The sequence below is a fragment of the Brevibacillus sp. 1238 genome (assembly GCF_029892995.1).
GTDB lineage: Bacteria > Bacillota > Bacilli > Brevibacillales > Brevibacillaceae > Brevibacillus > Brevibacillus parabrevis.
Genome location: NZ_JARXWC010000003.1, coordinates 436902 through 463456, shown reverse-complemented (window position 1 = coordinate 463456; position 26555 = coordinate 436902). Strand labels below are relative to the sequence as shown.

The 26555-nt window shown below is 50.9% G+C and carries 25 protein-coding genes; 1 reads left to right on the top strand and 24 read right to left on the bottom strand.

Translation table 11 applies throughout. The features are described 5' to 3' along the window. Positions 1-8: 8 nt before the first annotated feature. Complete coding sequence (locus tag M2298_RS09865) at positions 9-758, bottom strand: MBL fold metallo-hydrolase (RefSeq protein ID WP_280648469.1); 750 nt, start codon at positions 756-758, stop codon at positions 9-11. A 53-nt stretch (positions 759-811) separates the two neighbouring features. On the opposite strand from M2298_RS09865, the gene M2298_RS09860 reads away from it, so the two are divergent. Then, positions 812-1849, top strand: a complete 1038-nt coding sequence (locus M2298_RS09860) for a YkvI family membrane protein (protein ID WP_242771119.1) — start codon at positions 812-814, stop codon at positions 1847-1849. A 49-nt stretch (positions 1850-1898) separates the two neighbouring features. Here the strand turns inward: M2298_RS09860 and M2298_RS09855 are convergent, their stop codons facing one another. The 23 genes from M2298_RS09855 to M2298_RS09745 all read right to left on the bottom strand — a co-directional run bounded on the left by M2298_RS09855 (position 1899) and on the right by M2298_RS09745 (position 26534). Further along, positions 1899-2765 carry a 2-oxoacid:ferredoxin oxidoreductase subunit beta gene (locus M2298_RS09855; RefSeq protein WP_122965262.1) on the bottom strand — a complete coding sequence of 289 codons (867 nt, stop codon included), beginning with the start codon at positions 2763-2765 and terminating at the stop codon, positions 1899-1901. Continuing rightward, a complete protein-coding gene (locus M2298_RS09850) occupies positions 2737-4515 on the bottom strand; it encodes a 2-oxoacid:acceptor oxidoreductase subunit alpha (RefSeq protein ID WP_122965261.1) in 1779 nt (592 codons plus the stop codon). The genes M2298_RS09855 and M2298_RS09850 overlap by 29 nt, the downstream gene beginning before the upstream one ends. A 191-nt stretch (positions 4516-4706) precedes the next feature. After that, positions 4707-5645 carry a dipeptidase gene (locus M2298_RS09845; protein WP_173598863.1) on the bottom strand — a complete coding sequence of 313 codons (939 nt, stop codon included), beginning with the start codon at positions 5643-5645 and terminating at the stop codon, positions 4707-4709. A 93-nt stretch (positions 5646-5738) separates the two neighbouring features. Continuing rightward, positions 5739-5999, bottom strand: coding sequence for a stage V sporulation protein SpoVS (gene spoVS / locus M2298_RS09840; RefSeq protein ID WP_003385776.1), 261 nt, complete (start codon positions 5997-5999; stop codon positions 5739-5741). Positions 6000-6117: 118 nt separating this feature from the next. Beyond that, positions 6118-6912 (bottom strand): TIGR00282 family metallophosphoesterase, encoded by a 795-nt coding sequence (locus M2298_RS09835; RefSeq protein WP_173598864.1) that lies wholly within the window; start codon positions 6910-6912, stop codon positions 6118-6120. Between the two features lie 73 nt (positions 6913-6985). Continuing rightward, positions 6986-8527, bottom strand: coding sequence for a ribonuclease Y (gene rny, locus M2298_RS09830; protein WP_122965258.1), 1542 nt, complete (start codon positions 8525-8527; stop codon positions 6986-6988). 277 nt (positions 8528-8804) lie between these two features. Next, on the bottom strand, positions 8805-9452 hold the full coding sequence (locus tag M2298_RS09825; RefSeq protein WP_173598865.1) for a regulatory protein RecX: 648 nt from the start codon (positions 9450-9452) through the stop codon (positions 8805-8807). Positions 9453-9569: 117 nt separating this feature from the next. Further along, entirely contained in the window at positions 9570-10628 is a 1059-nt protein-coding gene (gene recA, locus M2298_RS09820; RefSeq protein WP_122965256.1) for a recombinase RecA, read from the bottom strand. Positions 10629-10794: 166 nt separating this feature from the next. Beyond that, the gene (locus tag M2298_RS09815) at positions 10795-12384 is read right to left on the bottom strand and encodes a DEAD/DEAH box helicase (RefSeq protein WP_122965255.1); all 1590 of its coding nucleotides are present in this window, start codon (positions 12382-12384) and stop codon (positions 10795-10797) included. A gap of 7 nt (positions 12385-12391) precedes the next feature. Further along, the gene (locus tag M2298_RS09810) at positions 12392-13636 is read right to left on the bottom strand and encodes a competence/damage-inducible protein A (RefSeq protein WP_280648502.1); all 1245 of its coding nucleotides are present in this window, start codon (positions 13634-13636) and stop codon (positions 12392-12394) included. Between the two features lie 108 nt (positions 13637-13744). Further along, positions 13745-14320 (bottom strand): CDP-diacylglycerol--glycerol-3-phosphate 3-phosphatidyltransferase, encoded by a 576-nt coding sequence (gene pgsA, locus M2298_RS09805; RefSeq protein ID WP_063227562.1) that lies wholly within the window; start codon positions 14318-14320, stop codon positions 13745-13747. Beyond that, a complete protein-coding gene (gene rimO, locus M2298_RS09800; RefSeq protein ID WP_173596504.1) occupies positions 14321-15667 on the bottom strand; it encodes a 30S ribosomal protein S12 methylthiotransferase RimO in 1347 nt (448 codons plus the stop codon). Positions 15668-15786: 119 nt separating this feature from the next. Further along, positions 15787-16692 (bottom strand): helix-turn-helix domain-containing protein, encoded by a 906-nt coding sequence (locus tag M2298_RS09795; RefSeq protein WP_122965253.1) that lies wholly within the window; start codon positions 16690-16692, stop codon positions 15787-15789. Between the two features lie 12 nt (positions 16693-16704). Then, positions 16705-17484: a YmfK family protein gene (locus tag M2298_RS09790; protein WP_122965252.1), complete on the bottom strand. Its 780-nt coding sequence runs from the start codon at positions 17482-17484 to the stop codon at positions 16705-16707. A 113-nt stretch (positions 17485-17597) separates the two neighbouring features. Next, complete coding sequence (locus M2298_RS09785) at positions 17598-17867, bottom strand: DUF3243 domain-containing protein (protein WP_122965251.1); 270 nt, start codon at positions 17865-17867, stop codon at positions 17598-17600. 100 nt (positions 17868-17967) lie between these two features. Continuing rightward, the gene (ymfI, locus tag M2298_RS09780) at positions 17968-18702 is read right to left on the bottom strand and encodes an elongation factor P 5-aminopentanone reductase (RefSeq protein WP_173598866.1); all 735 of its coding nucleotides are present in this window, start codon (positions 18700-18702) and stop codon (positions 17968-17970) included. A gap of 9 nt (positions 18703-18711) precedes the next feature. Beyond that, positions 18712-20004, bottom strand: a complete 1293-nt coding sequence (gene yfmH, locus M2298_RS09775; RefSeq protein ID WP_122965249.1) for an EF-P 5-aminopentanol modification-associated protein YfmH — start codon at positions 20002-20004, stop codon at positions 18712-18714. Positions 20005-20006: 2 nt separating this feature from the next. Beyond that, the gene (gene yfmF / locus M2298_RS09770; protein ID WP_122965248.1) at positions 20007-21302 is read right to left on the bottom strand and encodes an EF-P 5-aminopentanol modification-associated protein YfmF; all 1296 of its coding nucleotides are present in this window, start codon (positions 21300-21302) and stop codon (positions 20007-20009) included. Positions 21303-21520: 218 nt separating this feature from the next. Beyond that, the gene (locus tag M2298_RS09765) at positions 21521-21676 is read right to left on the bottom strand and encodes a hypothetical protein (protein WP_167470329.1); all 156 of its coding nucleotides are present in this window, start codon (positions 21674-21676) and stop codon (positions 21521-21523) included. Positions 21677-21728: 52 nt separating this feature from the next. Beyond that, positions 21729-22907 carry a stalk domain-containing protein gene (locus M2298_RS09760; protein WP_280648468.1) on the bottom strand — a complete coding sequence of 393 codons (1179 nt, stop codon included), beginning with the start codon at positions 22905-22907 and terminating at the stop codon, positions 21729-21731. Positions 22908-22994: 87 nt separating this feature from the next. After that, entirely contained in the window at positions 22995-23954 is a 960-nt protein-coding gene (locus M2298_RS09755) for an ABC transporter permease (RefSeq protein ID WP_122965246.1), read from the bottom strand. Continuing rightward, positions 23954-25027: an ABC transporter permease gene (locus M2298_RS09750; protein WP_173596502.1), complete on the bottom strand. Its 1074-nt coding sequence runs from the start codon at positions 25025-25027 to the stop codon at positions 23954-23956. Before M2298_RS09750 ends, M2298_RS09755 begins: the two co-directional genes overlap by 1 nt. Further along, complete coding sequence (locus tag M2298_RS09745) at positions 25020-26534, bottom strand: ABC transporter ATP-binding protein (protein ID WP_242775286.1); 1515 nt, start codon at positions 26532-26534, stop codon at positions 25020-25022. The genes M2298_RS09750 and M2298_RS09745 overlap by 8 nt, the downstream gene beginning before the upstream one ends. Positions 26535-26555 lie beyond the last annotated feature (21 nt).

Sequence of the window (26555 nt, the reverse complement as noted above, 5' to 3'; positions counted from 1 at the left end):
CACATCGCTTATAGTTCGATTTTCAATCCAATCCGGGCCGCATAGACGGGACCTGCCACAAACGCCTCTGCCTGCGCCAGTACGTCGCTCTCCGGATACCCGTGAAACAGATGGGTGATCAGCAAAGAACGACAGTGGTGCGCTTGCGCCAACTCCGCTGCCTGGCGAACGGACAAATGCCCGTTTGGCCTGGAAGGCAGGTTATGATCCAAATAAGTCCCTTCGCAAATGAACAGGTCTGCCCCATCGACAAAACCGCTCCAGTTGGTGCCAGGCCCGCTGTCTGCGCCATACACCAGCGTCTTGCCGTTTGCCACAAGGCGCATCGCATAGCAAGGGTCGCCGTCTCCATGGTCGGTACGCAAAAAGGAGATGTGCGCATCTCCAATGGACAGGCTGGTCTCCGCGTGAACCGGAAAAAAGCGGGTTGCGTCCCGGTACGTCAACGTTTTTGTCTGTCCCTCTGGCTTGTCTGGAGCGTAGATGGGGAGCGGCTTGTCAGCAGGCCGCTGTCCGAACAGTTGATGAACCATCAAGCCGTACTGCAACACACCGACATCTGCCACATGGTCGTGATGATAGTGAGACAATAGCAAGGCATCCACTTCGTAAACAGGCAAATGAACGCCTAACTGGGAAAGCACCCCGCTTCCGCAATCCAGGAGCAGCTTCACTTCCTCTGTTTCGATCAAATAGCCTGGAGTGGCACCCTGAGGGCCTGGGTAAGGAGATTGGTAGCCAAGTACGGTTACGCGCATATTCGGTTCACTCCCATTCATAGGATGGAATAAGGTGGGACAGGAGGTCTGAGATGCAAGGAACATGGAGAGCCTCATGGCAAATCGCTTTTACGTATATCGGTACCGTCGTAGGGGCTGGTTTTGCTTCTGGCAAAGAAATTGTCGAGTTCTTTGTTCAATACGGAACGCAAGGCTTGATCGGCATTGTCATCGCCACAAGTTTATTTGTATGGGCCGGAATCCGTGTCATGCTGATTTCCTATCGCATCCAGGCCGATTCCTATCAAGAAGTCAGCACGTATTTGTTTGGGCACCCTTTTGGCACGGTTTTCAACACGTTGCTATTGACGGTGTTGCTAGGAACTACATCCGTCATGTTAGCGGCTACTGGCGCTATTTTCTGGGAGTCGTTTCGCTTGTCTCCGCAAATCGGCATTTGGCTTAGCATGATCTTGATTTTCGTCGTGACCCGCAAAGGGTTGTTTGCCATCCATCAAGTAAACAGCATCTTTGTACCGATGCTGATTTTGTTTACGCTGCTCGTGTTTCTCTATTCGAAGCCGTGGCTGTTTACAGGCGTCACGGTAGAAGCCGTACGCCCCTTGGCCTGGATCAGCTCTCCTCTCTATTATGTTGCCTTAAATGTCACGCTTACACAAGCAGTTCTTGTGCCAATCGGCAGACATAGTACGAGCGAAAAGCCACTGATCGCCGGCGGAATCATCGGTGGACTGGGAATCGGCCTGCTCCTATTGCTCGCCTATTGCTCGCTGTCGGTAAAAATGCCGGGTATCCAGGAGGCGGAAATGCCGATGATTGCCTTGTTAAAAGGACTGGGCAAAGGAATCCCCTTTTTGTTCTCGCTGCTGGTCTACGCGGAAATTTTCTCGACTCTCGTAGCCAACGTCTTTGGCTTAGCCCAGCAAATCCGCCAAGTTACCCGGTTGCGTGGCCCGACAATTCTTCTCGGCATTTTACTGATTTGCTACCTGGTCAGCTTTATCGGCTTCAGCTCGCTGCTGCGCTTTTTGTACCCGCTGTTTGGGCAGCTTGTCCTGTTTTTCCTGGTGATGCTCGTCTACAGACAATGGCGGGATCGCGCCTGGTAATAACGCAAAAAACCTCTCCGTTTTTCGGAGAGGTTTTTTCATCGAAACCTTATGCAAATTCTGCAACCAGTTTGTCGAAGTCTTCTTGGGAAAGACGAATGTCTTGGTTTGCCAAGCCTTCTTCTTTGAAGCCTTTTACGAGAGCTTCGTAAGGTTTTTGCTCGGTGTTTTGGTAGATCAGACCAGTGATCAGACCTTTGTATTGCATGGAAGTAGACATAGCCTTGATGCGGTCATGAGGATCGTAGCCTTCGATTGTGTCTACAGGCACGATGTTCTCTTTGAACCAGTCATAGGTGTTTACTTTGTTATAGGTTACACAAGGGCTGAATACGTTGATCAGGGAGAAGCCTTCGTGTTGGATACCTTTTTCGATCAGATCAGTCAAACCTTTCAGGTCGCTGGAGAAAGATTGAGCAACGAAAGTCGCACCAACAGACAGCGCCAGTTCAACTGGAGTGATGGAAGACTCGATAGAGCCTTGCGGTGTAGACTTGGTCACGAAACCAGTCGCGGAACGCGGGGAGGTTTGACCTTTTGTCAGACCGTAAATTTGGTTGTCCATTACGATGTACGTAACGTTCATGTTACGACGGATCGCGTGTACAGTGTGGCCCATACCGATTGCAAATCCATCCCCGTCACCACCGGCTGCGATAACAGTCAGCTCGCGGTTTGCCATTTTCACACCTTGTGCGATTGGCAGGGAACGTCCGTGAATACCGTGGAAACCATAGCAGTTGATGTAACCGGAAATGCGCCCGGAACACCCGATACCAGAAATAACCGCCAGATTTTCAGGTTCCAGACCTACGTTTGCTGCGGCGCGTTGAATAGCCGCCTGGATGGAGAAGTCTCCACAGCCTGGGCACCAGTTAGGCTTTACGTTATTTCGAAACTCTTTCATAGTCGCCATGTTTTACCAGCTCCTTCACTTCAGCATAGATTTCCTTCGGCAGGAATGGGTTACCGTCATATTTGAGCACAGATTGGATTTTTTCCGCGTTTCCAACGTGTTGTTTGAGCAGGTTTGTAACTTGCGCTTGGATGTTGTGCTCGACAACAACGACTTTCTTCGCTTTGTCCACAAGTGCTTTGATTTGTTCAGTTGGGAATGGGTGCAGCAAACGGATTTGCGCGTGGTTTACTTTCACTCCCTCTTTTTCCAGACGGCCTTTTGCTTCTTGAATCGTACCGATGGTAGAGTTGATACCTACTACCAGAACATCCGCTTCAGCGTGAGGTGCATCGACAGTTACAGGGTTTTTGAAAGTTTTCAGTACGCCTTCCAGCTTGCGCATACGTTTATCCATTTGTTGAACACGGTTAGCAGCATTCTCGGACGGACGACCCGTTTGATCATGCTCAACACCTGTTACGTGGTGCAGACCGTATTTTTGACCAGGAATTACGCGTGGAGAAACGCCGTCTTCGGTTACTTCATAACGTTTGAACAGGTCGTTTTGCTCTTTTTCTGGCAATTCTTGTCCAGCAAGCAGTTTTCCGCGGCGGATTTCTACTTGGCTGTAGTCAAATGGAGTAACGGTTTGTTTGCCCAAGGAAAGAGTCAGGTCAGTCATCAAAATAACTGGCAGCTGATATTCTTCGGCAATGTTGAAAGCTTCAACGGCATCGTAGAAGCACTCTTCTACTGTGCTTGGCGTGATAACAACTTTTGGAATGTCACCGTGAGTACCATAAATCATCGCATTCACGTCGGATTGCTCGATTTTGGTAGGCATACCTGTAGATGGGCCACCACGTTGGGTGTTCACGATCACAACTGGTGTTTCTGTGATACCAGCCAGACCGATTGCTTCCATCATCAGAGCCAGACCAGGGCCTGCAGAAGCAGTCAAGGAACGGGCACCACCGTAGTTAGCACCGATTGCCATTGTAATCGCAGCGATCTCGTCTTCCGTTTGGATAACGGTTCCGCCCAATTTTGGCAGCTTTTTGATCAAGTATTCCATTACTTCGGAAGCAGGTGTGATCGGGTAAGCTGGCATGAAGCGGCAGCCTGCTGCTACAGCACCCAGAGCGATCGCATCGTTACCGATCAGGAACAGTTGTTTTTGCGGATCTGCTTTTTCCATTTGGAATTCAGGCAGTTGACCGCCAGTCAGTTCATTTACGAAATCAAATCCGCGACGAATGGCATCCATGTTCTTTTCAACCACTTTTTCGCCTTTGCGGAGGAACATATCTTCAACGATAACACGGTAACTTTCCACTGGAATGCCGAGGATTGCACTGGACGCACCAATCGACACCATGTTTTTCATCAGGGAAGTTCCCAGTTCATCAGCAATCTCAGTTAGTGGTACAGTGAAGAAGCGAACTGGCTTCAACCCGTCCGGCAACTTTGGATTGAATTTAGCATCCGCGATAATGATGCCGCCTTCGCGCAGCTCATGCGCATTGAAATCGATCGTCTCCTGGTCAAACGCTACGAGAATGTCCAGATCGTCAGAGATCGCACGCATTGGTGTTGTGCTCACGCGAATTTTGTTGTTCGTGTGTCCACCCTTAATACGGGAAGAGAAGTGACGGTAGCTGTACAGATGGTAACCCATCCGGTTCATCGCCATCGAGAAAATCTCACCAGTACTCTCGATACCCTCCCCTTGCTGTCCTCCAACTTTCCAGGAAAGTTGACTAATCATTCAGATTCCACCCTTTCAGTGACTGTGAGAAAGCTGCCCATCTTACCCGAAAAGATTGATAAGATGTGACAATTCTGTGCATAGACAGTAACAATTGTAGTCCTGTCCCTGTCAAATTGCAAGTGCTTTTACTCAACTTACTTTTGACCTGAATTTTAATGTTGAACTTGGTACATTAATATCCTCATGTATTATTGTAGCACGTTTCCGAAAACACGCAACCAATTTCCTCGCACAAATTTCAATACTTCCGCCTCTTTGTAACGTCTAAGCAGAGCTTCTAGTAATTGGGAATACGCTGCTGAGGAAGACAGGTCGCCAAAGGTGTTCGTGATGCCGTCAAAGTCGGAACCAAACGCAACATGATCGACTCCGCCCAGCCCGCATACGTGATCCAAATGGCGCAGCAAGTCATCAATCCATGCCGTCCGCTTCTCTTCCACCGTGAAAAAGTCGACAAACGTCAGCCCCATGACTCCATCCTTGGCAATCAAGGCGCGAATCTGCTCGTCCGTCAAGTTGCGCGGATGGCGGCAAATTTGTCGCGCATTGGAGTGGGAAGCGATGACAGGTGCTTTGGAAATCTCCATCACGTCCCAAAACCCCGGATCGGCCAAGTGGGAAACGTCGACGATCATCCCGAGCCGATTCATTTCTTCTATTACTTGTCGACCAAATGCGGTGAGTCCACCCGGGTTCGGTTCCCCGCTGCCATCTGCCACACAGTTGCCGTGGTTCCAGGTCAATGTCATTCCGCGAACACCAAGGCGATACCATGTGCGAAGCTGTACGAGGCTTTCCTCCAGGGCGTGTGCTCCTTCTACAAACAGAATAGCCCCTTTCTCCCCCTTTAATACGCGCTCGTCCAAATCAGCTTTCGTGTAAATCGGGCGGAATTGTTCACTCGCCACCTTTTCATAAAATATATCGATCATTTCTAGTATCGTATGAAAACGGCGGCCATAAGGCACATGAGTAGGAACAAAACAGGCAAGCACCTGTATATCTACATTCCCTTTCACGAGAGCGGGAAAACCAGCCTGCAAAAAATCGTCTTCTTTATAGAAGTCACGCTCCGGCTCTTTCCACAGCTTGCACAATACATCGCAATGCGCATCGAATACGTTCATGATTCTCTCTCCTTCTATGTAACCGCATATTTGCACACGAAAAAACCTGTTCATTCTTCGAACAAACAGGCAGGCGATACGTTTGCAGTTTTATTATCTGGGTTCTACGATTAGTTTGATTGCAGTACGCTCTTCTCCATCAATCACGATGTCGGTAAAGGCTGGAATACATATGAGGTCAACTCCACTCGGCGCTACGAACCCTCGTGCGATTGCTACGGCCTTCACAGCTTGATTAAGCGCCCCAGCGCCAATGGCTTGGATTTCAGCTGCACCGCGTTCTCTAAGAACGCCGGCAAGGGCACCAGCAACGGAATTGGGGTTAGACTTTGCTGAAACTTTTAATACTTCCATCCTTTTTGAACCTCCCGTCTGATAGGAATCCTGTCATCATTAGAATGATATTCGCATAACCCCTAAAAATTCCTGCTAACTCGCTAGAAAGATTCAAAAAATTCTAATCTTATGTTTATTATTCCATAAACGGGTGGTCTGCGTCAATTCTGATTCGCTGCAATTTCTTCGCGTGACCAGTGGCTTTATCCAGCGTAATCAGGACAGCGTTCAACTGCGCCGGGTCAGGCGCCACTTCGAAACGGACAGGCAGCTGGGTCAAAAATTTCTTGATCACGGCTTCCCGCTCCATCCCGAGAATGCCATTGCTTGGGCCGCACATGCCCACGTCGCACAAAAAGCCTGTTCCTTGCGGCAAAACCCGTTCGTCAGCCGTCTGCACGTGCGTATGCGTACCTACAACCGCGCTAACCCGCCCGTCGAGGTACCAGGACATGGCTTGCTTCTCTGATGTCGCCTCGGCGTGAAAATCGACAAAAATCAATTTGGTGCGTTTGCGCGCTTGCTCAACCAGTTTGTCTGCCATCTGAAACGGGCAATCGAGCGGAGGAAGGAACGTCCTGCCCATCAAATTGATTACCGCCAGCTCTCCTTCTGGCTGCTTGATGTATGTAATGCCTTTTCCAGGCGTTCCTGCCGGAAAATTCGCCGGACGAATCATTCGCGGCTCATCATCGATAAAGTCAAAAATTTCTCGTTGATCCCACGTATGGTTTCCGAGCGTAATCGCCTGGACTCCCCATTCGAACAGCTCTTTCGTAATTTTTTCTGTAATCCCGCGACCGTGTGCCGCATTTTCGCCATTGGCGACGATAAAGGTTGGTCCGTATTTTCTTTTCAAAAGCGGCAGGTACGTTTTCACGATTTCTCTGCCGGGCGATCCCATAATATCTCCGATAAACAACAGCTTCATCTGACATTCACCTCATTGCTAGTATACACAACTGCAAGCGTTTAGAAAAAAAGTAAAGTGGCCATTAGCCACTTTACTTTGCATACTCGACTGCCCGTGTTTCACGGATGACTGTTACTTTGATATGTCCCGGGTAGTCCAGTTCATTTTCAATTCGTTTTGTGATCTCCCGTGCCAGACGGGTAGCTTCCGCATCATCAATCTTGTCAGGTTGAACCATTACGCGAATTTCGCGTCCCGCTTGAATCGCATAAGACTTTTCTACGCCATCGAACGACTCAGAGATTTCTTCGAGTTTCTCCAAACGTCTGATATAAGTTTCCAATGTCTCACGGCGTGCGCCTGGACGTGCAGCAGACAGAGCATCTGCCGCTCCCACGAGCATGGCAATGACGGAAGTTGGTTCGGTATCACCGTGATGAGAAGCAATACTGTTGACAACAACATGATGCTCGTTGTACTTCTTGGCCAGCTCCACACCGATTTCCACGTGTGAGCCTTCCACTTCATGGTCAATCGCTTTTCCGATATCGTGCAGAAGACCTGCACGTTTGGCCAGCTTCACGTCTTCTTTCAGTTCTGCTGCCATCAAGCCAGCGAGATGAGCCACTTCCATCGAGTGCTTCAGCACGTTCTGACCATAGCTGGTACGATAACGCAGTCGTCCCAAAATCTTGATCAGATCCGGATGCAGGCCATGTACGCCAGTTTCAAATGTTGCTTGTTCTCCGTATTCACGGATACGCTCGTCTACTTCGCGGCGCGCTTTTTCCACCATTTCCTCAATGCGGGCCGGGTGGATGCGTCCGTCTGCAACGAGCTTGTCGAGCGCCGTCTTGGCGATTTCCCGACGGATCGGATCAAAGCCAGACAGGATGACTGCTTCCGGAGTGTCGTCGATAATCAGATCGATCCCCGTCAACGTCTCCAAAGCACGGATGTTTCGTCCTTCCCGTCCGATAATCCGTCCCTTCATCTCATCGTTTGGCAACGTCACCACAGAAACGGTTGTCTCTGCTACGTGATCAGCTGCACAGCGCTGAATGGAGGTGGTAATAATTTCGCGAGCGCGCTTGTCCGCCTCTTCTTTGGCCTGCGTCTCTATCTCTTTGATCATCACGGCCATTTCGTGGCGAACGGTATTTTCCACGTCAGTCAGAATGATATTTTTCGCCTCATCCTGCGTCAATCCGGAAATGCGTTCCAACTCGGAAACTTGTTCTTTATATAAGTGCTCTACCTTGCTTTGCAGTTCTGCGATGGCGCGGTCGCGCTCAGCCAATTCTTCCTCTTTGCGCTCCAACTGTTCCATCTTGCGGTCCAGCGTTTCTTCTTTTTGAAGAATGCGCCGTTCCTGACGCTGGATCTCGTTGCGTCTTTCGCGCAACTCGGTTTCTGCTTCGGAACGAAGTTTGAACACTTCATCCTTGGCTTCCAGCACCTTTTCCTTTTTAACGGCTTCGGCGTCCCGTTTCGCTTCCTCGACGATCTGGCGTGCAGCTTCCTCCGCACTGGAGATCTTTGCTTCCGCAATCGATTTTCGAATGAAGTAGCCAGCACCCAAGCCGATGAGCAGGGCGACGAGCACGATGACAACTGTTAGTATAGGCTCCATAGACTTTTTCGTTTCACCTCCTTATTGTAAGATCTCCCCGCTTTCCAAGCATTCGTTTTTCATGGAGTGCCGCTTTCGTTTTGCTCTCACATAGAGCATTCGCTAAAAAACAAGACCGATTTTACTCGGTCCGCTGAATCCGTACTGCTATCGCACGGTTGTTCAGTTGTTTCACAGGCAACGAGTGAGCAAAGCGTCAAAAGTTATGATACACCAAGTAAATACAAACCTATTTTATTATTTGTGAACAAGAATTGTCAAGATCATGCAAATAGAGTCAGCGCTCTTCGTCCCTTCTCTGACGCAATTCTGTGCGAACTTGCTGGATGATGGAATGCGAGAAGCCCTTGCGCATCAGCATGGCGAGTAGTTTTCGCTCCTCGTCAGGATTCGGCGCTCCTGTGATCCGCCGCGCTTTCTTCTCTATCAAAGCGCGGGCAGCTTCCAGTTCAGCCTCTCTTGAAACGCCTTGCACGGCATCTTCGGCAATCGCCTTGTCTACCCCGCGCTGCGCCAGCTCCATGCGCAGCATGTAGGAGCTTCGCGGCTTCAGGCGCAGCCGTTCTTCCACCCACTGCTTGGCAAATGCTTCATCGTCTATGTATCCGTGATCCTCGCAACGCTGGCAAATCTCATCGGCAACTTTTGCATCAAAGCCTTTGTCCAGCAAATACGCTTGCAGCTGACTGCGGGTGCGCGGGCGCATCCCCAAGTATTTCAGGGCGCCCAAATACGCCTTGTGCCGCTCTTCCGCCACCAGCACTTCACAATAAAACGACTCGTCCACATCGGTGCCTTTAAATAGGTTGTACTTTACCAGTATGTCTTCATGTACCGTAAACGCATACTCCCCATCCAAATCAATGTGATACCGCTGCTTTTGCTTGTTGTCGCGGTGAACGGCAGTGATTTGGCCGCTCTTCATTTTGGCCCACTCCTTTCTTCGGCTTTGTTGTTCAATCTAATAGAACATAGAAAAGCCTCGGGACGTCTGTCACAGAAAACAGCCTGTCTCATCGACAGGCTGTTCACTTATGCTCCATTACTCAAGGTCAAATGCTGGCTCTTCGTCTTGCTCAGGATCGACGACTGGTTCTGCTTCAGGAACAGAGCCTGGATTGAGGCTGAAATACTCGCGAACCTTTGTCTCGATTTGGGAAGCAATATGCGGGTTTTCTTTGAGGAAGACTTTCGAGTTTTCCCGTCCTTGGCCGAGGCGCTCCTCGTTGAAGGAGTACCAAGCACCACTTTTTTGTACCACATCGATTTCGGAACCGATATCGAGGATGCTGCCCTCTTTGGAGATCCCTTCCCCGTACATGATGTCCACTTCAGCGACTTTGAACGGTGGCGCTACTTTGTTTTTCACGACCTTGATCTTGGTCTTGCTGCCAAGGATGTCGTTACCGACTTTGATCGATTCTGCTTTACGAACATCCAGACGCACGCTGGCGTAGAATTTCAGAGCGCGTCCACCTGGAGTTGTCTCTGGGTTACCGAACATCACGCCTACTTTTTCACGCAGCTGGTTGATGAAGATCGCGATTGTCTTGGACTTGTTGATCGCACCGGACAGTTTGCGCAAAGCTTGCGACATCAGGCGGGCTTGCAAACCTACGTGGGAATCCCCCATCTCGCCTTCAATCTCTGCTTTTGGAACCAGTGCTGCTACAGAGTCCACGACGATGATATCTACTGCACCGGAGCGCACCAGCGCTTCGGCAATTTCCAATGCTTGCTCCCCTGTATCCGGCTGGGAAAGCAGCAACTCATCGATGTTCACGCCCAGCTTCGCTGCATAGACAGGGTCCAGTGCATGCTCGGCGTCGATGAAAGCCGCTTGTCCACCTTGACGTTGTACTTCTGCGATCGCATGGAGCGCTACGGTTGTTTTACCGGAAGACTCAGGACCATAAATCTCGACGATACGGCCACGTGGGAATCCACCTACACCCAATGCGATATCCAACGCTAACGCACCACTGGAAACGGTCGAAATCTGAACGTTGGACACCTCTCCCAACTTCATGATGGAACCTTTTCCGAACTGCTTTTCTATTTGACGCAATGCACTCTCCAAAGCTGCGCGACGATCTGACAAATGGTACACACCCTTTCACTTTTCGCATCTCTTTTGCTTGTCTTCATCATACATCGAGATAGAACCGTTTGCCAAGTGTTTTTTGCGAACAAATATTCGCATTGTAAAAAACAGCCATTTTCTGGATAGTTCCAGAGAAATGGCTGTCTGTTTTTCACCTGAGCAATTAGGAGCGTTTTGCACCGCGCGGCTTTGCCGGCTCCAGGTTGATGCGTTTGCCGTTGATGCGGGTTTGGCGCAGCGACTCGTAAACGAATGCCGCCACTTCTTCCGGCACTTCCACGAACGTGAAGTTCTCGAAAATGTCGATGCGGCCAACCGATTTGCCAGGAATGCCTACCGACTCGGAAATCTCGCGCACCAAATCTTGCGGCTTCATGTTCGCATTGCGGCCTACGTTCAGGAAGAAGCGAACCATGCCTTTTGCAGCACCCGTCTCTCCGAAGTTGTACGCTTCTGCCTCCTGCATTTGGCCTGCTTCGGAATGGAAAGCCAGATGCAGGGCAGCAGCCGCGACTTTCTCAGCCGGGTATTGGGCGACGAGCGATTCCGCAACCTTTTGGTACATATCCGCGATCGCATCGCTCTCCAAAAGGCTTGTCAGCTGCTCGCGAAGCTGTTCTTGCTTGCGCTCCGCCACTTCCTCAAGCGACGGTACGTTGCGGGACAGCACTTGCGCTTTTGTCTGCTTCTGGATGAACATCATCTGTCTGACTTCGCGCGGCGTCACCAATGTCATGGCGATTCCTTTGCGTCCTGCACGGCCTGTACGGCCGATCCGGTGCACGTAGCTTTCGGAGTCTTGCGGAATGTCGTAGTTGATTACGTGCGAGACGTTGCCTACGTCGATCCCGCGCGCTGCTACGTCTGTTGCGATCAAAAATTCAATCGAGCCTTCACGGAAAGAGTTCATCACTTTGTCGCGCTGTGCCTGGGACAGGTCACCGTGCAAGCCATCTGCCAAGTATCCGCGGGATTGCAGCACTTCGGACAGCTCATCTACGCCGCGTTTGGTACGGCAAAAGATGATGCCAAGCTCTACATCTTCGCTGTCGAGAATGCGACACAGGCTCTCTACTTTGTTTCGGTCGAACACTTTGTAGTACACTTGCTCGATCAACGGCGCTGTCACTTCTTCGCGGCTGACAGCGATCGTTTGCGGCTGTTTCATGTAACGGGTAGCCAAACGCTTGATTTCAGGCGGCATCGTTGCAGAGAAGAGCAACGTCTGGCGCTCTTCCGGCATATGATTGATGATTGTTTCGATATCTTCGATGAAGCCCATGTCCAGCATTTCGTCCGCTTCATCGAGAATGAGCGTATGTACATTCTCCAGCTTCAGCGTTTTGCGACGCAAATGGTCCATGACGCGTCCAGGGGTTCCCACCACGATCTGTACGCCTTGGCGCAGAGCGCGAATCTGGTGACCGATGGACTGTCCGCCGTAGATTGGCAGTGTGCGCACTTTGTTGTACTTGGAGATGCGCAAAAGCTCTCCGGCAACCTGGATGGCCAACTCGCGAGTCGGGGTCAACACAATCGCTTGTACGCGATTGGCTGGTGTAATTTTTTCTACAAGCGGAATCCCGAAAGCCGCTGTTTTTCCCGTTCCGGTCTGTGCTTGACCGATCAAGTCTCCTCCGTCCAGCACTTTCGGAATGCAGGCTGCCTGAATCGGCGATGGCTCTTCGAAGCCCATATCGTGGATCGCCTGCAAAATGGATTTATGTAAAGGAAAATCAGAAAACATCGTCATGAAAACGTCACCTTTCTTTTTGCATTTGCAGCGCATAAAATAGCGCAAATTTGGCGGCACGCCCAACAATCGCCTTTCTTCTGCCTGCAAGGCGAAGCTCTTTGACTACTGTTGGCATCCCTTCACCCGCAATCCCTACGTAGACAAGACCTACAGGCTTGCCTTCCGATGGATCGGGACCAGCCACACCCGTCACGGAAACTCCGTATGTGGCTCCCAGCTTGGCTCGTACATTCTCCGCAAGCAGCTGCGCTGTCTGGCGGCTGACTGCGCCGTCTGTGGACAACACTTCTTCAGGCACGTCGAGCAGCTGGTTTTTCACATCGTTTGTATAGCAAACGATGCCTCCTTGGAAAACAGACGAACTGCCAGGAACGGAAGTAATGAGCGAAGCGAGCGTGCCGCCTGTACAGCTCTCTGCACATGCGATGGTCTCGTTTCGCTTTTTCAGTTCGCTTACCAATACATCGTGCAGGGAAGAATCCTCACCCATCCCGTACACGTACTCGCCAACGCGCTTGCGAATCTCCTCCTCGACCGGCAAAATCAAGGCTTCTCCTTCTTCTGCCGTTGAGGCCCTCGCCGTAATCCGCAGCGTTACTTCAAATTCTTTTGCATACGGAGCAATCGTCGGGTTGTCCTGTTTTTCAATCAGATCCAGCAACCGCTCCTCCAGAGCAGACTCACCGATCCCGTAGAAGCGCAGCACATGAGAATGAAATACTCGCTTCTCCGGCAACAGATCCGTCAAGTACGGCATGACGTAATGCTCCACCATCGGGTACAGCTCGCTAGGCGGTCCAGGGAGAAGCACGAACGTGCAACTGTCATGACGGATCGCCATCCCAGGCGCCATCCCGAAGTCATTGGGGAAGACATGGCTGCCTGAGAGAACCAGCGCCTGCTTCCGATTGTTTTCCGTCATGACAATCCCACGTTGCAAAAAGAATTGTTCAATTCTTTCCATGGCTTCCGGATTTGTCTCCAGTCCGACGCCCACGTGCCCTGCCACTGTTTCTTTTGTCAGGTCATCCTGAGTCGGTCCAAGCCCACCCGTAAAAATGACAAGATCGGAACGGTCGGCTGCGAGGGCGATCACCTGCTGCAACCGCTGCGTGTTATCGCCGACAACGGAATGAAAATACACTCCGACACCAATTTCCGCCAGTTTTTGCGAGAGAAACTGAGCATTGGTGTTGGCAATCTGGCCTAGCAAAAGCTCGGTACCTACTGCGATAATCTCCGCTCTCACTTTCCTCATCCATTCTCTTTGAGAGTAGAAAAGCCTCTAACCAAACAGTTTATCACCGATAGTGGCGCAAGAGAAGAGTCTTGTGAAAAAAGAGACCAATACCCGTAACTACGAGTATTGGATGACGTTGCGATTTTTCGCAAAGTAGTCGTACCCGGAATAAAGCGTAATCACAACCATGGCCCAAGTGGCTACCTCATCGAAGGGAATCCCGAAAAAGCCGAATGGGAAATTGCGGATCATGACGGCTGTAATCGCCACGATCTGCACCCATGTTTTCAGTTTACCCAAAGCACTGGCAGCAATTACCTGTCCTTCAGCCGCAGCAACAAGGCGCAAACCCGTTACAGCAAACTCCCTGCTGATAATCACAATCGCAATCCACGCCTCCAGCCGCTGCATCTCCACCAAGGAAATCAAGGCAGCAGAGATGAGCAGCTTGTCGGCAAGCGGGTCCAAAAATTTTCCGAGATTGGTCACGATCTTGCGTTTGCGTGCAATGTAACCGTCGAGTCCGTCCGTACTGGCTGCTAGGATAAACACCAAAGCCGCAATCAGCTCGTTATACGTCATCGTCAGGCTGCCAATGGAAAATGTCCCGATGTTGTAACGCACCAGCAGAAAAAACATAACTACCGGCACCAGGAAAATCCTGGCGAGGGTGATGCGGTTGGCGAGATTCACCTAGACTACCTCCCCGGCCAAATCGTATTCATAGGAGTGTGTGATCTTTACCTTTACGATTGAGCCTAATTTGCCTTTGAATCCGGTTACGAATACTTCCCCGTCAATTTCCGGGGCATCGTATTGCGTCCGGCCTACATAAATGTCGTTGCGCCCTTCGTAACGCTCAATCAGGACGTCCAGCTCCTGGCCGACAAAGCGGCCATTGCGCTCGCTTGCAATCTCACGCTGAATTTCCATCAGCATGTTCGCCCGCTTTTCCTTGACCTCTTCGTCCACATGATCAGGCAGACGGGAAGCCGGGGTGTCCTCTTCATTCGAATAAGTGAACACACCCAAACGGTCAAAACGGATGTCTTTCACGAAGTCGGACAACTTGGCAAAGTCCTCTTCGTTTTCGCCAGGGAAGCCTACAATCAAGGAAGTTCGCAGGGCAACATCCGGTACTTGCGCGCGGATTTTACCGACAAGCTCGCGAATATCCGTTTGGCGACCCGGACGACGCATTCTTTTCAGAATGTGGTCTTCTGAATGCTGCAATGGCATGTCGATGTATTTGCATACCTTTGGATTCGTAGCAAACGTTTGAATCAATTCGTCTGTAAAAAAGCCCGGGTATGCGTAATGCAGACGAATCCACTCGATTCCCTCCACTTCGGCGAGCCGGTTGAGCAGCTCGGGAAGCATCAACTTGCCATCGTAAATATCTGTACCGTAGTTCGTGGAGTCCTGGGCAATCAAGCTGATCTCCACAATCCCCTGCTGCGCCAGATGGCGGGCTTCCTCCAGAATGGACTCGATCGTCCGGCTGCGGAATCCGCCGCGCATCAGGGGGATACTACAGAAGGTACAGGCATTGTCGCATCCCTCGGCAATTTTAATGTATGCCGAATACGTGCCTTCTTTCACTTTTCGCTTGACGACATCTTCGTACGCAAAGATTGGGTTGCCCACAAAAATCGGACGCTTGCCTTCCAGCGATTCTTCAATGATCCCTGTAATCGACATAAAATCGCCTGTTCCGACAATGCCGTCCACTTCAGGGATCTCGTTCAAGATATCCTCTTTGTAGCGTTGTGTGAGACAGCCTGCCACCACAAGCGATTTCAGCTTGCCGGCTTCCTTCAGCTCGCCCATCTCCAGAATCTTGTTCACAGATTCTTCCTTGGCGGCATCAATGAAGCCACAGGTATTGACGATGACCACGGTTGCTTCTTCCGGATTGTCAACCAGTTCATAGCCTTTTTCATCTATCAGATGGGCCATCATGTCGGAATCGACCAAATTCTTCTCACAGCCCAGCGTAACAATCGCTACTTTTTCACGCGTGCCTACCTTCTCTGCCATCTTTTTTCCTCTTTCCTCCAATTGGTCATACCAGCCCATATTACACCTATCCAGTATAATATAAGCCTAAAGGAAGTGTCAAAAGAGACGAAAGTACGAAAGGCAAGCATAATGCTTGCCTACTGTGCTGTTGCCTCTTTCATTTTGATGGTAAGGTTCGACGGCATGAACTTCATTTTGGATGTATCGACCGCAGCTCCGTTCACGGTCAGCTCCAAGGCCGTCGGCTTTCCGAGGCGGACATACGCCGATTTCTTCAATTCAATCGTGATCTCTTCCTTGGCGCCTTTTCGCAGTTCGCCTTCCTCCACATACTTCTTGCCTTTTCCTTCCGATACACCGAACCAGCTTCTGTCTTCCTTCACTTTCAAATGAACCGTAATTTTCTCTCCGCCTTGCAAAGAGTAATTGTACATGGAGCCTTGCTGCGACTCGAATGTGATCGTCGCTGAAGAGGCTACCTCTCCCGGCTCCGGCGTTGTCGTTCCCGGATCAGGAGTAGGTGTGACAGTAGATGGCGGTTGCGGCTGCTGCGCAATCGGAGAAGTAGTAGCCCCTCCACCATTGCCCGGAGTGACGATTTCCGCTCCAGGATTGACCGTTCCGCTTGGTACAGGCTGGGTGATTGTATTGCCGTTGTTATTTACCGCTGCGATGTAAATAACGCCAATAATCAAGGCAATGAAAAGCACCAGCAACGTCTTGGTAACCCATCTTCCTGCCTGTAGCGGGTTGTTCGCGGAAGCAACTCTCCTGCGACGCAGTCTTTCCACTTGCTCCGTAGGTGGCTGGGCTGGCAAATCGGCCTGAAAATGCGTCAGGATGTGATTCGGGTCGAGACCAACGGCTTCCGCATAACTCTTAATGAACGCACGCGCGTAAAAGTGGCCGGGAAGTACATGAAAATGACCTCTTTCAATGGCTTCCAAATATCGCCGCTGTATCTTGGTGATTCGTTGGATGTCGTCGAGCGTGATTCCTTTTTCTTCGCGGGCCCTTTGCAGGACTTGACCTAGCTCAGACACAGCTGCCCCTCCTTAATTCATGTCAAAATTATCGAAGCCGCGATTGTTGATCAGCTCGTATGTAATTTCCTCATCCGGATAGTGACGAAGCTCGATAATGTAATGAAAATCAGATATTTCGTACTCTGATTCTCTTACAAAAATGTCCGGATGCTCGATGATCTTCGCGGCAGGAAAGTTCATAATCTCCCGAAGCAAGGTGTAATGCTTCTCTGTCGATCGCAGCGTTGAAACAATTCCATCTATCAAATATACATGATCAGTAGACAATTCATCAATGGCTAAGGAATTGCGCACTGTCTGCCGCAGCAAAGTAGATGAAATAAACGTCCAGCGCTTGTTCGCAGACACGCTGGCTGCAATCATCGATTCTGTCTTCCCGACACGAGGCATTCCCCGGATTCCAATTAGCTGATGGCCCTCTTTTTTCAAAATCTCAGCCATGAAGTCTACCAACAGCCCCAGCTCGTCACGGACGAAGCGGAACGTTTTTTTGTCCTCGCTGTCACGCTCGATGTAGCGTCCATGGCGAACAGCGAGACGATCCAGCATGGTAGGGGGACGTAACCTCGTTATGGTTATGTTGTCCATTTTTTGCACAACGTTGCGCAAAACCTCCATTTTTTCATCGTCATCTGTCAAAAGCAACATGCCGCGGCGCATCGTATCGACACCGTTGATCGTGACGATATTAATGTTCAACATCCCCAGAATAGAAGACACGTCACCCAACAAACCAGGACGGTTACGGGCAATTTCGTACTCCATGTACCATTCTTTTTTCGCTTCCATATAGAATCCTCTCCGCCAAGACAGAATAATCTTCCTCTGTAGTATATCACGTTCGTATCGTTCGACAAACAAACGCGAAAAGAAAAATCCCCGTGAATAGGGGATTTAAAAGACTAATTGCCTTTGTTCAGGCTATCTGGATTTTGCACGAGCTTCACCATGAGGGAAGCCAGCGCTTGTTGTTGCTGTTGATCGCCCGCGTCCCAAAGCTGTTTCAGCAAGCGCTCCTGATCATTTTTCGGATCAACCTGCTCGGCGAGATAGCCTCCAATCTGATACGCTACGTTTTCCAGCGTCTGGCTTTCCATCCCAGCCTGTCTTGCCTGTTCTACTCGGTCTCCGAGAAATTCTTTCCAGTCGCGAAAGTTATCCAGAATCGACATAAGGAAATTCCCTCCTTTTTTCGTTGGGGCAATAGAGTCTTCTGCTGCCCACACAGGAGGTAGATTTCCACTATTTCTCGGAAATTATGCACGCCCAAGCTTATGTATACCAGCCGCCGTTCGGGCTAATGATCTGCCCCGTCACATAGCTGGCATCTGCCGATAACAGAAACCGCACAACAGCCGCCACCTCGCGCGGATCGCCAAGCCGGTTCGCCGGAATTTCCTCTGCGATCATCTCCACTTCGTCAGGGGAAAACCGCGCCATCATTCCGCCAGCAATCGCGCCGGGGGCTACGGCGTTCACCGTGATGCCATTGGGCGCCATTTCCTTGGCCAACGCTTTGGTAAACGTGTTGATCGCGCCCTTCGTCAACGAATACAGCACTTCGCAGGAACCGCCCGTAAGCCCCCAGATCGAAGAAACATTGACGATCCGTCCATATCGCTCACGGAGCATGGCCGGCAACGCAGCCTGACAGACCAAAAAAGCAGAGCGAACATTCAGCGCGACCAGCTCGTCAAACATCTCGACCGACACGTCGGTAAACAGTCCGACGTGATCGGCCGAAGCGTTGTTGACAATCAACAGCGGCGGTGACGGCATCTGGGCAAACATCGCGGCAATTTGCGCCGGCTCCCGCAAATCCGCCTGCAGCTTGCAAAAAGGTACATTTCTTTCCTGGCACAGCTGCACCAAACGATCCAGCTTGCTTTCCGAACGGTTGTAATGCAGGTAAAGGGGAACCCCTGCCTCAGCCAGATAGGTGCCGATCGCCTGGCCGATTTCTCCAGAGGCTCCCGAAATAAACGCCCATGGCGTCTTTTCCATCATGCCCACTCCTTACTCTTGCGGCGAAGCGGAACGCACGATAGAAACTGCCATCTGTTCCTCCAGAAAATGCTCGTTCAGACGTTGACCCACTTCTTCCAATGTAATCGACTCCAGCGTCGGCACGACGGAGAACAAATCGTTGCCGTTGAACTTGAAGCTTGTAAACTGGTTCGCGATAAACTCCACGGAATTGAGCGAGCGCAAGAAATTTCCGATCTTTTTCCGCTTGGCCCGCTCGAACTCTTCCTGGTTGATGCCTGTTTGCTTGAGTTGTGCGATTTCCGCTTTGATAGTCGCCACCAAACGGTCCGGGTCTGGCGTATCTCCCCCGATAATCGTATAGGCGTAGTCTTTTTCGCTGCTGTAGTCAAAATCAAAGCTCTCCGTAATCAGTTCGCTTTCGTACAGCCGCTCGTAGATAGCGGAGCTGGTTCCAAACGCGATGTCCAAAATGAGCTTTGTCGTCAAGTCCCTTTTCAGCAGCGCTTCCTTCGACAGTCCCGTTTCTTTTTCCTTGATGCCGATCATGCACTTCGGAAGACCGACCGTGAGAAACGCTTCGACTTTGGCCTGCGCCACAGCGGCAGGCTCATCCGGGAACACGCGGGTAATCTGCGGAGCAGGAGGAAACTCCTTCTTCGTCTGGTTCTCGCGGATCAGCTTCATGATCGACTCCGGTTCGAACGAGCCCACCACCAAAAGCAGCATGTTCGACGGATGGTAAAACGTCTCGTAGCACTGGTAAAGGTACTCTTTTGTGATATGCGAGATCGTCTCAATCGTGCCGGCAATCTCGATGTTGATCGGATATTTTTGGTACATGGCCTTGAGCAGGTTCATGTAGACTTTCCAGTCCGGATTGTCGTCGTACATCGTAATTTCCTGGCCGATGATTCCTTTTTCTTTCTCCACGCTGGCATCTGTGAAGTACGGGTCTTGCACGTAGTCCAGCAGCAGATTCAGGTTGTCATCCAGCTTGTCTGTGCACGAAAACAGATAAGCTGTGCGGTTAAAGCTCGTGAAGGCGTTGCACGATGCGCCGTTCTTGCTGAACTCGTGCATGACATCCCGGTCTTTTTTCTCAAACATTTTGTGTTCGAGAAAATGGGCGATCCCGTCCGGCACATTGATTTCTTCCCCGCTGCGCGTTTTGAAATGGCTGTCGATCGAGCCGTAACGCGTAGTAAAAACGGCGTACGTCTTGCTGAACCCTTGCTTGGGAACAAGGTAGACTTGCAGCCCATTGTCCAATGTTTCGTGGTAGACGGTTTCATTTACTTGGTCAAAAACGGTCGTCTGCATGATTACGCCTCTCCCTTCTTGTCGCGCAGCAAGTAGATCGTATCGATCGCTACCTTGTTCGCCACCCGTTTGATATCTTCGATGCTGGCCTGTTCAATCCCGGCGAGCAATTCGTCCAGCTTCCGCTTGCGGCCGCTGATGACGCCATTGTAGGTAAAATCGATCATGCCGCGGGCACTGTCCAGCAGCTCACGGAACTGGTTGGACAACGTAGCTCTCGTCTGCGACAGTTCTTCTTCGGAAATGTTGCCTGCGCGCATCTGCTCCAGCTGTTCCTTGATGATTTCCACCGCGCGCGAGTATTTGCCCACCTCGATTCCGGACATGATCATCATGATGCCTTTGTGGCTTTCCAGACGCGATACAGCGTAGTAAGCGAGGCTCTCTTTTTCCCGCACATTGACAAACAGCTTGGAGTGCGGGAATCCGCCCAAAATGCCGTTGTACAAGAGCAGCGCCGGATAATCGTCATCCTTGTACGTGACTTGTGTCCGGCAGCCGATATTCAGCTTGGCCTGATTCACGTCGAGTCGATCGACGACTTCTTTTTCCTCCGAAACCGTCTTGGCTGCGCCACCAATTTGCAGCTCGCCAACTTCTTTGCGCTCCAGCGGGATATGAGTGCGGATCGCTGCGGCCACTGCGTCTGGCTCCACGTCCCCCACTACGAACACGTTGATCGGGTTGGACGTTGTGATTTCTTTAAAATAGCGGTACAGCTCTTGTCCCGTGATGGCAGACAAGTCTTGCACCCGTCCTTGAACCAACAGGGCAAAAGGCTCGCCTTTGCACATCTCTTCCGTTACCCGCTGGTTGGCGTACTTCATCTTGTCATCAATCAGGCTTTCGACCCGTTTTTTCAATGTTTCTTTTTCCTGCGACACATACTTCTGCGCAAAAGCATTGTCTTGTACATAAGGGCGCACCAGCATGTCGCCTACGAACTGAATCGCCTGTTCCAGAAGGGCATCGCCTTCGGACAGGTACTTTTCATTCGGCACCTCCATGTAGATTTGCAGGATTTGCCGTTCGCCTTTTTTCATGACATCCACATCAAAAATGGCGCCATACAAAAAATCGAGGTGCGCGCGCAGGAGCTTCGTTTCCGGAAAACGCTCGCTTGCCCGTTTCATGACCATGGCCAAAAGCGCCGTCTTGGTCACGTGTTCCTCCGACAAAGCCTGCTCAATCATCGTCACAATTGTCGTTGTTTTGAATTTGGCGGTCGGAAGGATATGTACGTTCATCCCGTTAATTTGGGAGCTTTGAAACGCGATATCAGACGTCTGTGCTTTCATTGCAACTTCTCCCTTCTCCATCTGCGTATACTTCTCTATTGTAACCAATTGGCAGGCCATCTTTCATCAGAATCTTCCATTATAATTGCCCCGTCTTCCATCGTATGCTCCCCTGGCTTTCCGTACGACTCTCTTCCTCGCCGTCTTGTGCTTTGTTTTCTCCCTGTTTACAAGCAAAAAGAGCAAGCCGCCCTTTTCCGGCGCACTCGCTCTTTTTGCTACAAATCCATATAATCCCAGTCACGGGTGTTATCAGAAACAGCGTCTTCCTCCACGAATCGGCCGCAATCGGAAGAAAGGCAAAGCACCCCGTCCAACTGCTCGTCGTGAAAAGGCAAACCGTGATTTCCGCCACAGTACGGACAAATCCACATACGAAGTCCTCCTTTTCATTGATCAGGATTCCCTATCGTATAGTCTGTCCCATTAAGCAAACAAGCTTACTACTTTCTTTTGCTCCCAGAAACGCAAATAGTCATACGGATCGACAGCCCGTCCGTTGTCGTTGCGATACAGCCCAAAGTGCAGATGCGGAGCGAACATCCCCACGGTGCCCGTTCCTCCGTAGCCCGTATCCCCGACAAAGCCGATCAGCTGTCCTGCCTTGACCTCGCCGCCGATTCGCAATCCCGGTGCGTAGGCGCTCAAGTGAGCGTAATACATGCGAAACTGCCCATTTTTATCCGTAATATTGACTCGCCAGCCGCCGTAAGTGTTCCAGCCCACCCGATTAATCGTCCCATCGGAAACCGAGTAGACAGGCGTTCCTTTCGGGGCCATGATATCGATGCCTTCGTGCCTGCGGACGCTTCCGCTATTGCTTTCCGTCCATTCGCGATCCGATCCGAAGCTGTCGCCGTAAGGCTCGTACCAGCTCGCATCGTCAAAAGGAAACGAATAGCCTTTTCCTAGCAGACGCTGATCTCCCACTTTGCTCGACAGCGGGTGCTCCGCTTTTTTCGCAGCGTGCGGCAAAAACAAAATTTGCCCTACTGTCAACTGATCGCCTGACAAGTAGTTGTTTTGCTTGATCGCACTCATCGTCGTCCCGTGCCGAAGCGCAATCGCTCCCAGCGTATCCTTTTGCTGAACCACGTACGGATTCCCCGCTTCCGGTACGCTTGCGGCGCGATCTTCGACAGGCTTTGTTTGCACATGGGCCACGGAAGCGAGTGCATCCCATTCGACCTGATAGCCGAGCGCCTCGCTGACAAACCGGAGCGGCACCAGTGTGCGCTTGTTGACAATGATCGGCGCCGTCTCCAGCGTGACGCGCTTCCCGTTCACATAGGCGAGTCGACTGTTTATATCCAAAGACACGTGTTCGCCTTTTTGATTGAACGCTACTCTTCGGTTGGTGGCATCATATGTAACCTGCGCGCCAGTCGCTTCCCCGATCACGCGAATCGGCACCAGCATCCGTCCGTTCTGCTTCAGCGGCAGCACATCCGAGTCCACTCCCCGTCCGTCCACCACAATCGATATCACCGGACCTGGTTCTGTTGCTTGCGCTGTACCGATTGCCACGAAACAAAGACAAACAAAAAATGCGCCCAGAATCCCGGCAGAACGTAAACGGCTGTGCTTTTGTAGCCAGCGGTTCATTCTATTCCCTCCCCGTGCAATCTCACATCAAAAATTATCGCACAGGGGATGGAACCGGTTCCAGACGCAAATTATGTCAACTTTTACTTAACGAGAGCCTGTATCGTACGGCTTGCCCAAGGCAGCTGGAGCGCTGGAGCGTCCAACCAGACCGGCCATGACCAAGATGGTCAGCACGTACGGAAGCATGAAAATAAATTCAGTCGGAATGTACTTGGTCAAACCGAAAATCTGCACCAAAGACTTGATCGCCTGGGCAACCCCGAAGAACAAAGCTGCTCCCATGGCTCCAGCCGGATGCCATTTTCCGAAAATCAGCGCCGCAATGGCGATAAACCCTTGTCCCGATACGGTATTATGGGAAAAGTTGCTCGTCGTGGTCAAAGAGATCGTCGCACCGCCCAATGCAGCCAGCGCGCCACTGATCATGACAGCTGTGTAACGCATTTTTTTCACGTTGATCCCCACTGTATCAGCAGCGCGTGGATGCTCACCAACTGCGCGCAGACGCAGACCGAATGGCGTCTTGAAGATCAAATACCAGGTAAAGAACACGGCAATAAACGCAAGGAAGCTGGTTGGGTACGCCTCAAAGATGGCATGTCCCAAATACGGAATGTCATGGAGAACCGGAATGCTCCATTTTGTAAAGACGCTCGACAAGGTCGTTGTCTGGCCTGCGCCGTTGAAGATAATTTTCGTCAAGTAGACAGACAAGCCCGCCGCCAAAAAGTTCAGGGCCACGCCGCTGACCGTTTGATCCGCTTTAAAGGTGACAGAAGCCACCGCATGCGGAAGCGCGAAAATCGCTCCGGCAACCCCGGCCAAGATAAAGCCAATCCAAGGAGCCAAAGGCCCCAGCGAATCCTGAAACGCGTAGGTCAGCACGGCACCTGTAAAAGCACCGATGATCATCATGCCTTCCAGGGCAATATTCACGACACCAGAGCGCTCCGAGTAGAGCCCGCCCAAAGAGGCAAAAATCAAGGCAGTGGAAAACACGATGGTATCATGAACGAGGTTGCTAATAATTAATCCCCAATCCATCAGTGCCCACCTTCCTTTTTCTTCTGCAAGATTGGTTTAACAAAAATCTTCACGATGCCGTGTGCCGCCACGAAGAAAATAACCGAGGCGATTACGACACGGATCAATTCAACAGGAACGCCCGCGCCGAATTTCATTCCAGCCGCCCCAAACGTGAGGATACCGAACAAAATCGCGGCAAGCACGACACCCAATGGCGTATTTCCGCCGATCAGGGCAACCGCAATTCCATCAAAACCATAGCCAGGCTGCGCCGTCATGATCGCTTGATAATGGAAGACTCCCAAAATCTCGCAAGCTCCACCGATTCCCGCAAACATTCCACCAATGAACATCGCTTTTACGACATTGCGGTTGACGTTCATCCCGGCGTATTCGGATGCGTGCGGATTCAGACCTACTGCGCGCAATTCATAGCCCGACTTTGTTTTCCAAAGAATGACGTAGAAGAAAATAGCGGCAAGGACAGCAATCAGTGTTCCCCAGTGCAGACGGGCACTGTCAAACATTTGCGAAAGCCATGTGATCGTGATCATCGATGATTCCTTGATCATTTCCGAACGTTGTTGGCCAGTTGGAATGAAGAAAGCATTCATCACCCAGTTAGCCAAATACAGAGCAACCCAGTTCAACATGATGCTCGTGATTACTTCGTTCACGCCGCGAGCGGCTTTCAAGTAACCGGCAATGGAACCCCATAAGCCACCTGCTACCGCACCCGCAATAACAGCGAGCGGAGCGTGGATGTAGGCAGGCAGGTCAAAAGAAACCCCAACGCTTGTAGCAGCGATCATCCCTACGATGAACTGCCCCTCAGCCCCGATGTTGAAAAGGCCTGTCCGAAAGGCAAACGCCACTGCAAGACCCGTAAAAATCAGCGGCGTAATTTGGCGAATCGTTTCCCCGAAGTTGTACGCGCTTCCGAATACTTTTTCAATCAGGGCCATGTAAGCCTGAATCGGGTTGAAGCCCCCTGCCAGCATCGCAATCGCACCCGTCAACAAGCCGAGAATGATTGCCACTACAGGGACGAGGAACGATTCTTTTGTAAAGACGGCTATCACTTTATTCATCGTTTCCTCCTCCATGCATTCGTTTTCCACCGGACATCATCAAGCCCAGCTCTTGTTCACTTGTCGCTTTGGCATCGACGATTCCTACAATGCTGCCTTCGTAAATAACGGCAATCCGGTCGGATACGTTAATGATTTCATCCAGCTCAAGCGAGAGCAGGAGAACCGCTTTTCCGTTGTCGCGCTGTTCAATCAGACGTCGATGGATGAACTCGATCGCTCCGACGTCCAAACCGCGAGTAGGCTGCGCCGCAATCAACAGATCAGGGTTCTTGTCCACTTCGCGGGCAATAATCGCCTTCTGCTGGTTACCACCGGACAAAGCGCGCGCTGGCGTGTAGATCGAAGGCGTGCGCACGTCAAATTCTTCGATAAGTTTGGCCGCATGCTTGTCAATCGCGCCATAATCGAGAAAACCGTTTTTGTTAAACGTTGGATGGAAATACGTTTCCAATACCATATTCTCGCTCATGGTGAAATCGAGAACCAACCCGCGCTTGTGACGGTCTTCCGGAATATGGGACAAGCCCGATTCGGAAATGCTGCGCGGAGATTCGTTGGTGATTTCTTTACCATTGAGAAGGACACGGCCGCTGGTCGCTTTGCGCAACCCGGTCAATACTTCAATCAGTTCGCTCTGTCCGTTGCCGTCTACGCCTGCAATCCCGAGAATTTCGCCTGCGCGAACTTCGAGGCTGAGATTGTTCAGTGCGTTGACCCCCCGGTTGCCCATCGCTGTCACGTTTTCGACAGCCAGGATCGTTTCCTTCGGTTTTGCTGCTATCTTGTCCACGTGGAAGCTGACTTCACGTCCGACCATTTTCGCAGCAAGCTCATCCGGATTGGTATCCTTAATCAATACAGAGTCAATCACTTTTCCGCGTCGGATGATGGTGCAGGCATTACATACCGCCATAATCTCTTTCAGCTTGTGGGTAATCAAAATAATGGTCTTGCCCTCTTTGACCAAGTTATGCATGATTTCAATGAGTTCATGAATTTCTTGAGGGGTCAGAACAGCAGTCGGCTCGTCGAAAATCAGGATGTCGGCCCCGCGATAAAGCGTTTTCAAGATCTCTACGCGTTGTTGCATACCTACGGAGATATCCTGAATCTTTGCTCTAGGATCAACCTTTAGTCCGTATTGATTCGAAAGCTTTTCCACCGCTTTTTCCGCGCTCTGGATATCTATTTGCAACCCGTTTTTCGGTTCGTTTCCCAATACAATGTTTTCTGTTACCGTAAACGTCTCCACAAGCATAAAGTGCTGGTGTACCATCCCGATGCCAAGTTCGTTGGCAACGTTCGGACTTGTAATTTTCACTGCTTTTTCGTTGATGAGGATTTCGCCCTCATCCGGTTGATACAGGCCAAACAAAATGTTCATTAACGTCGACTTGCCTGCGCCATTCTCGCCGAGAAGCGCATGAATTTCGCCTTGCTTGACAGAAAGCGTGATGTTATCGTTTGCCACAATCCCTGGGAACCGCTTGGTAATCCCTCGCATCTCAACTACTTTTTTTACCGA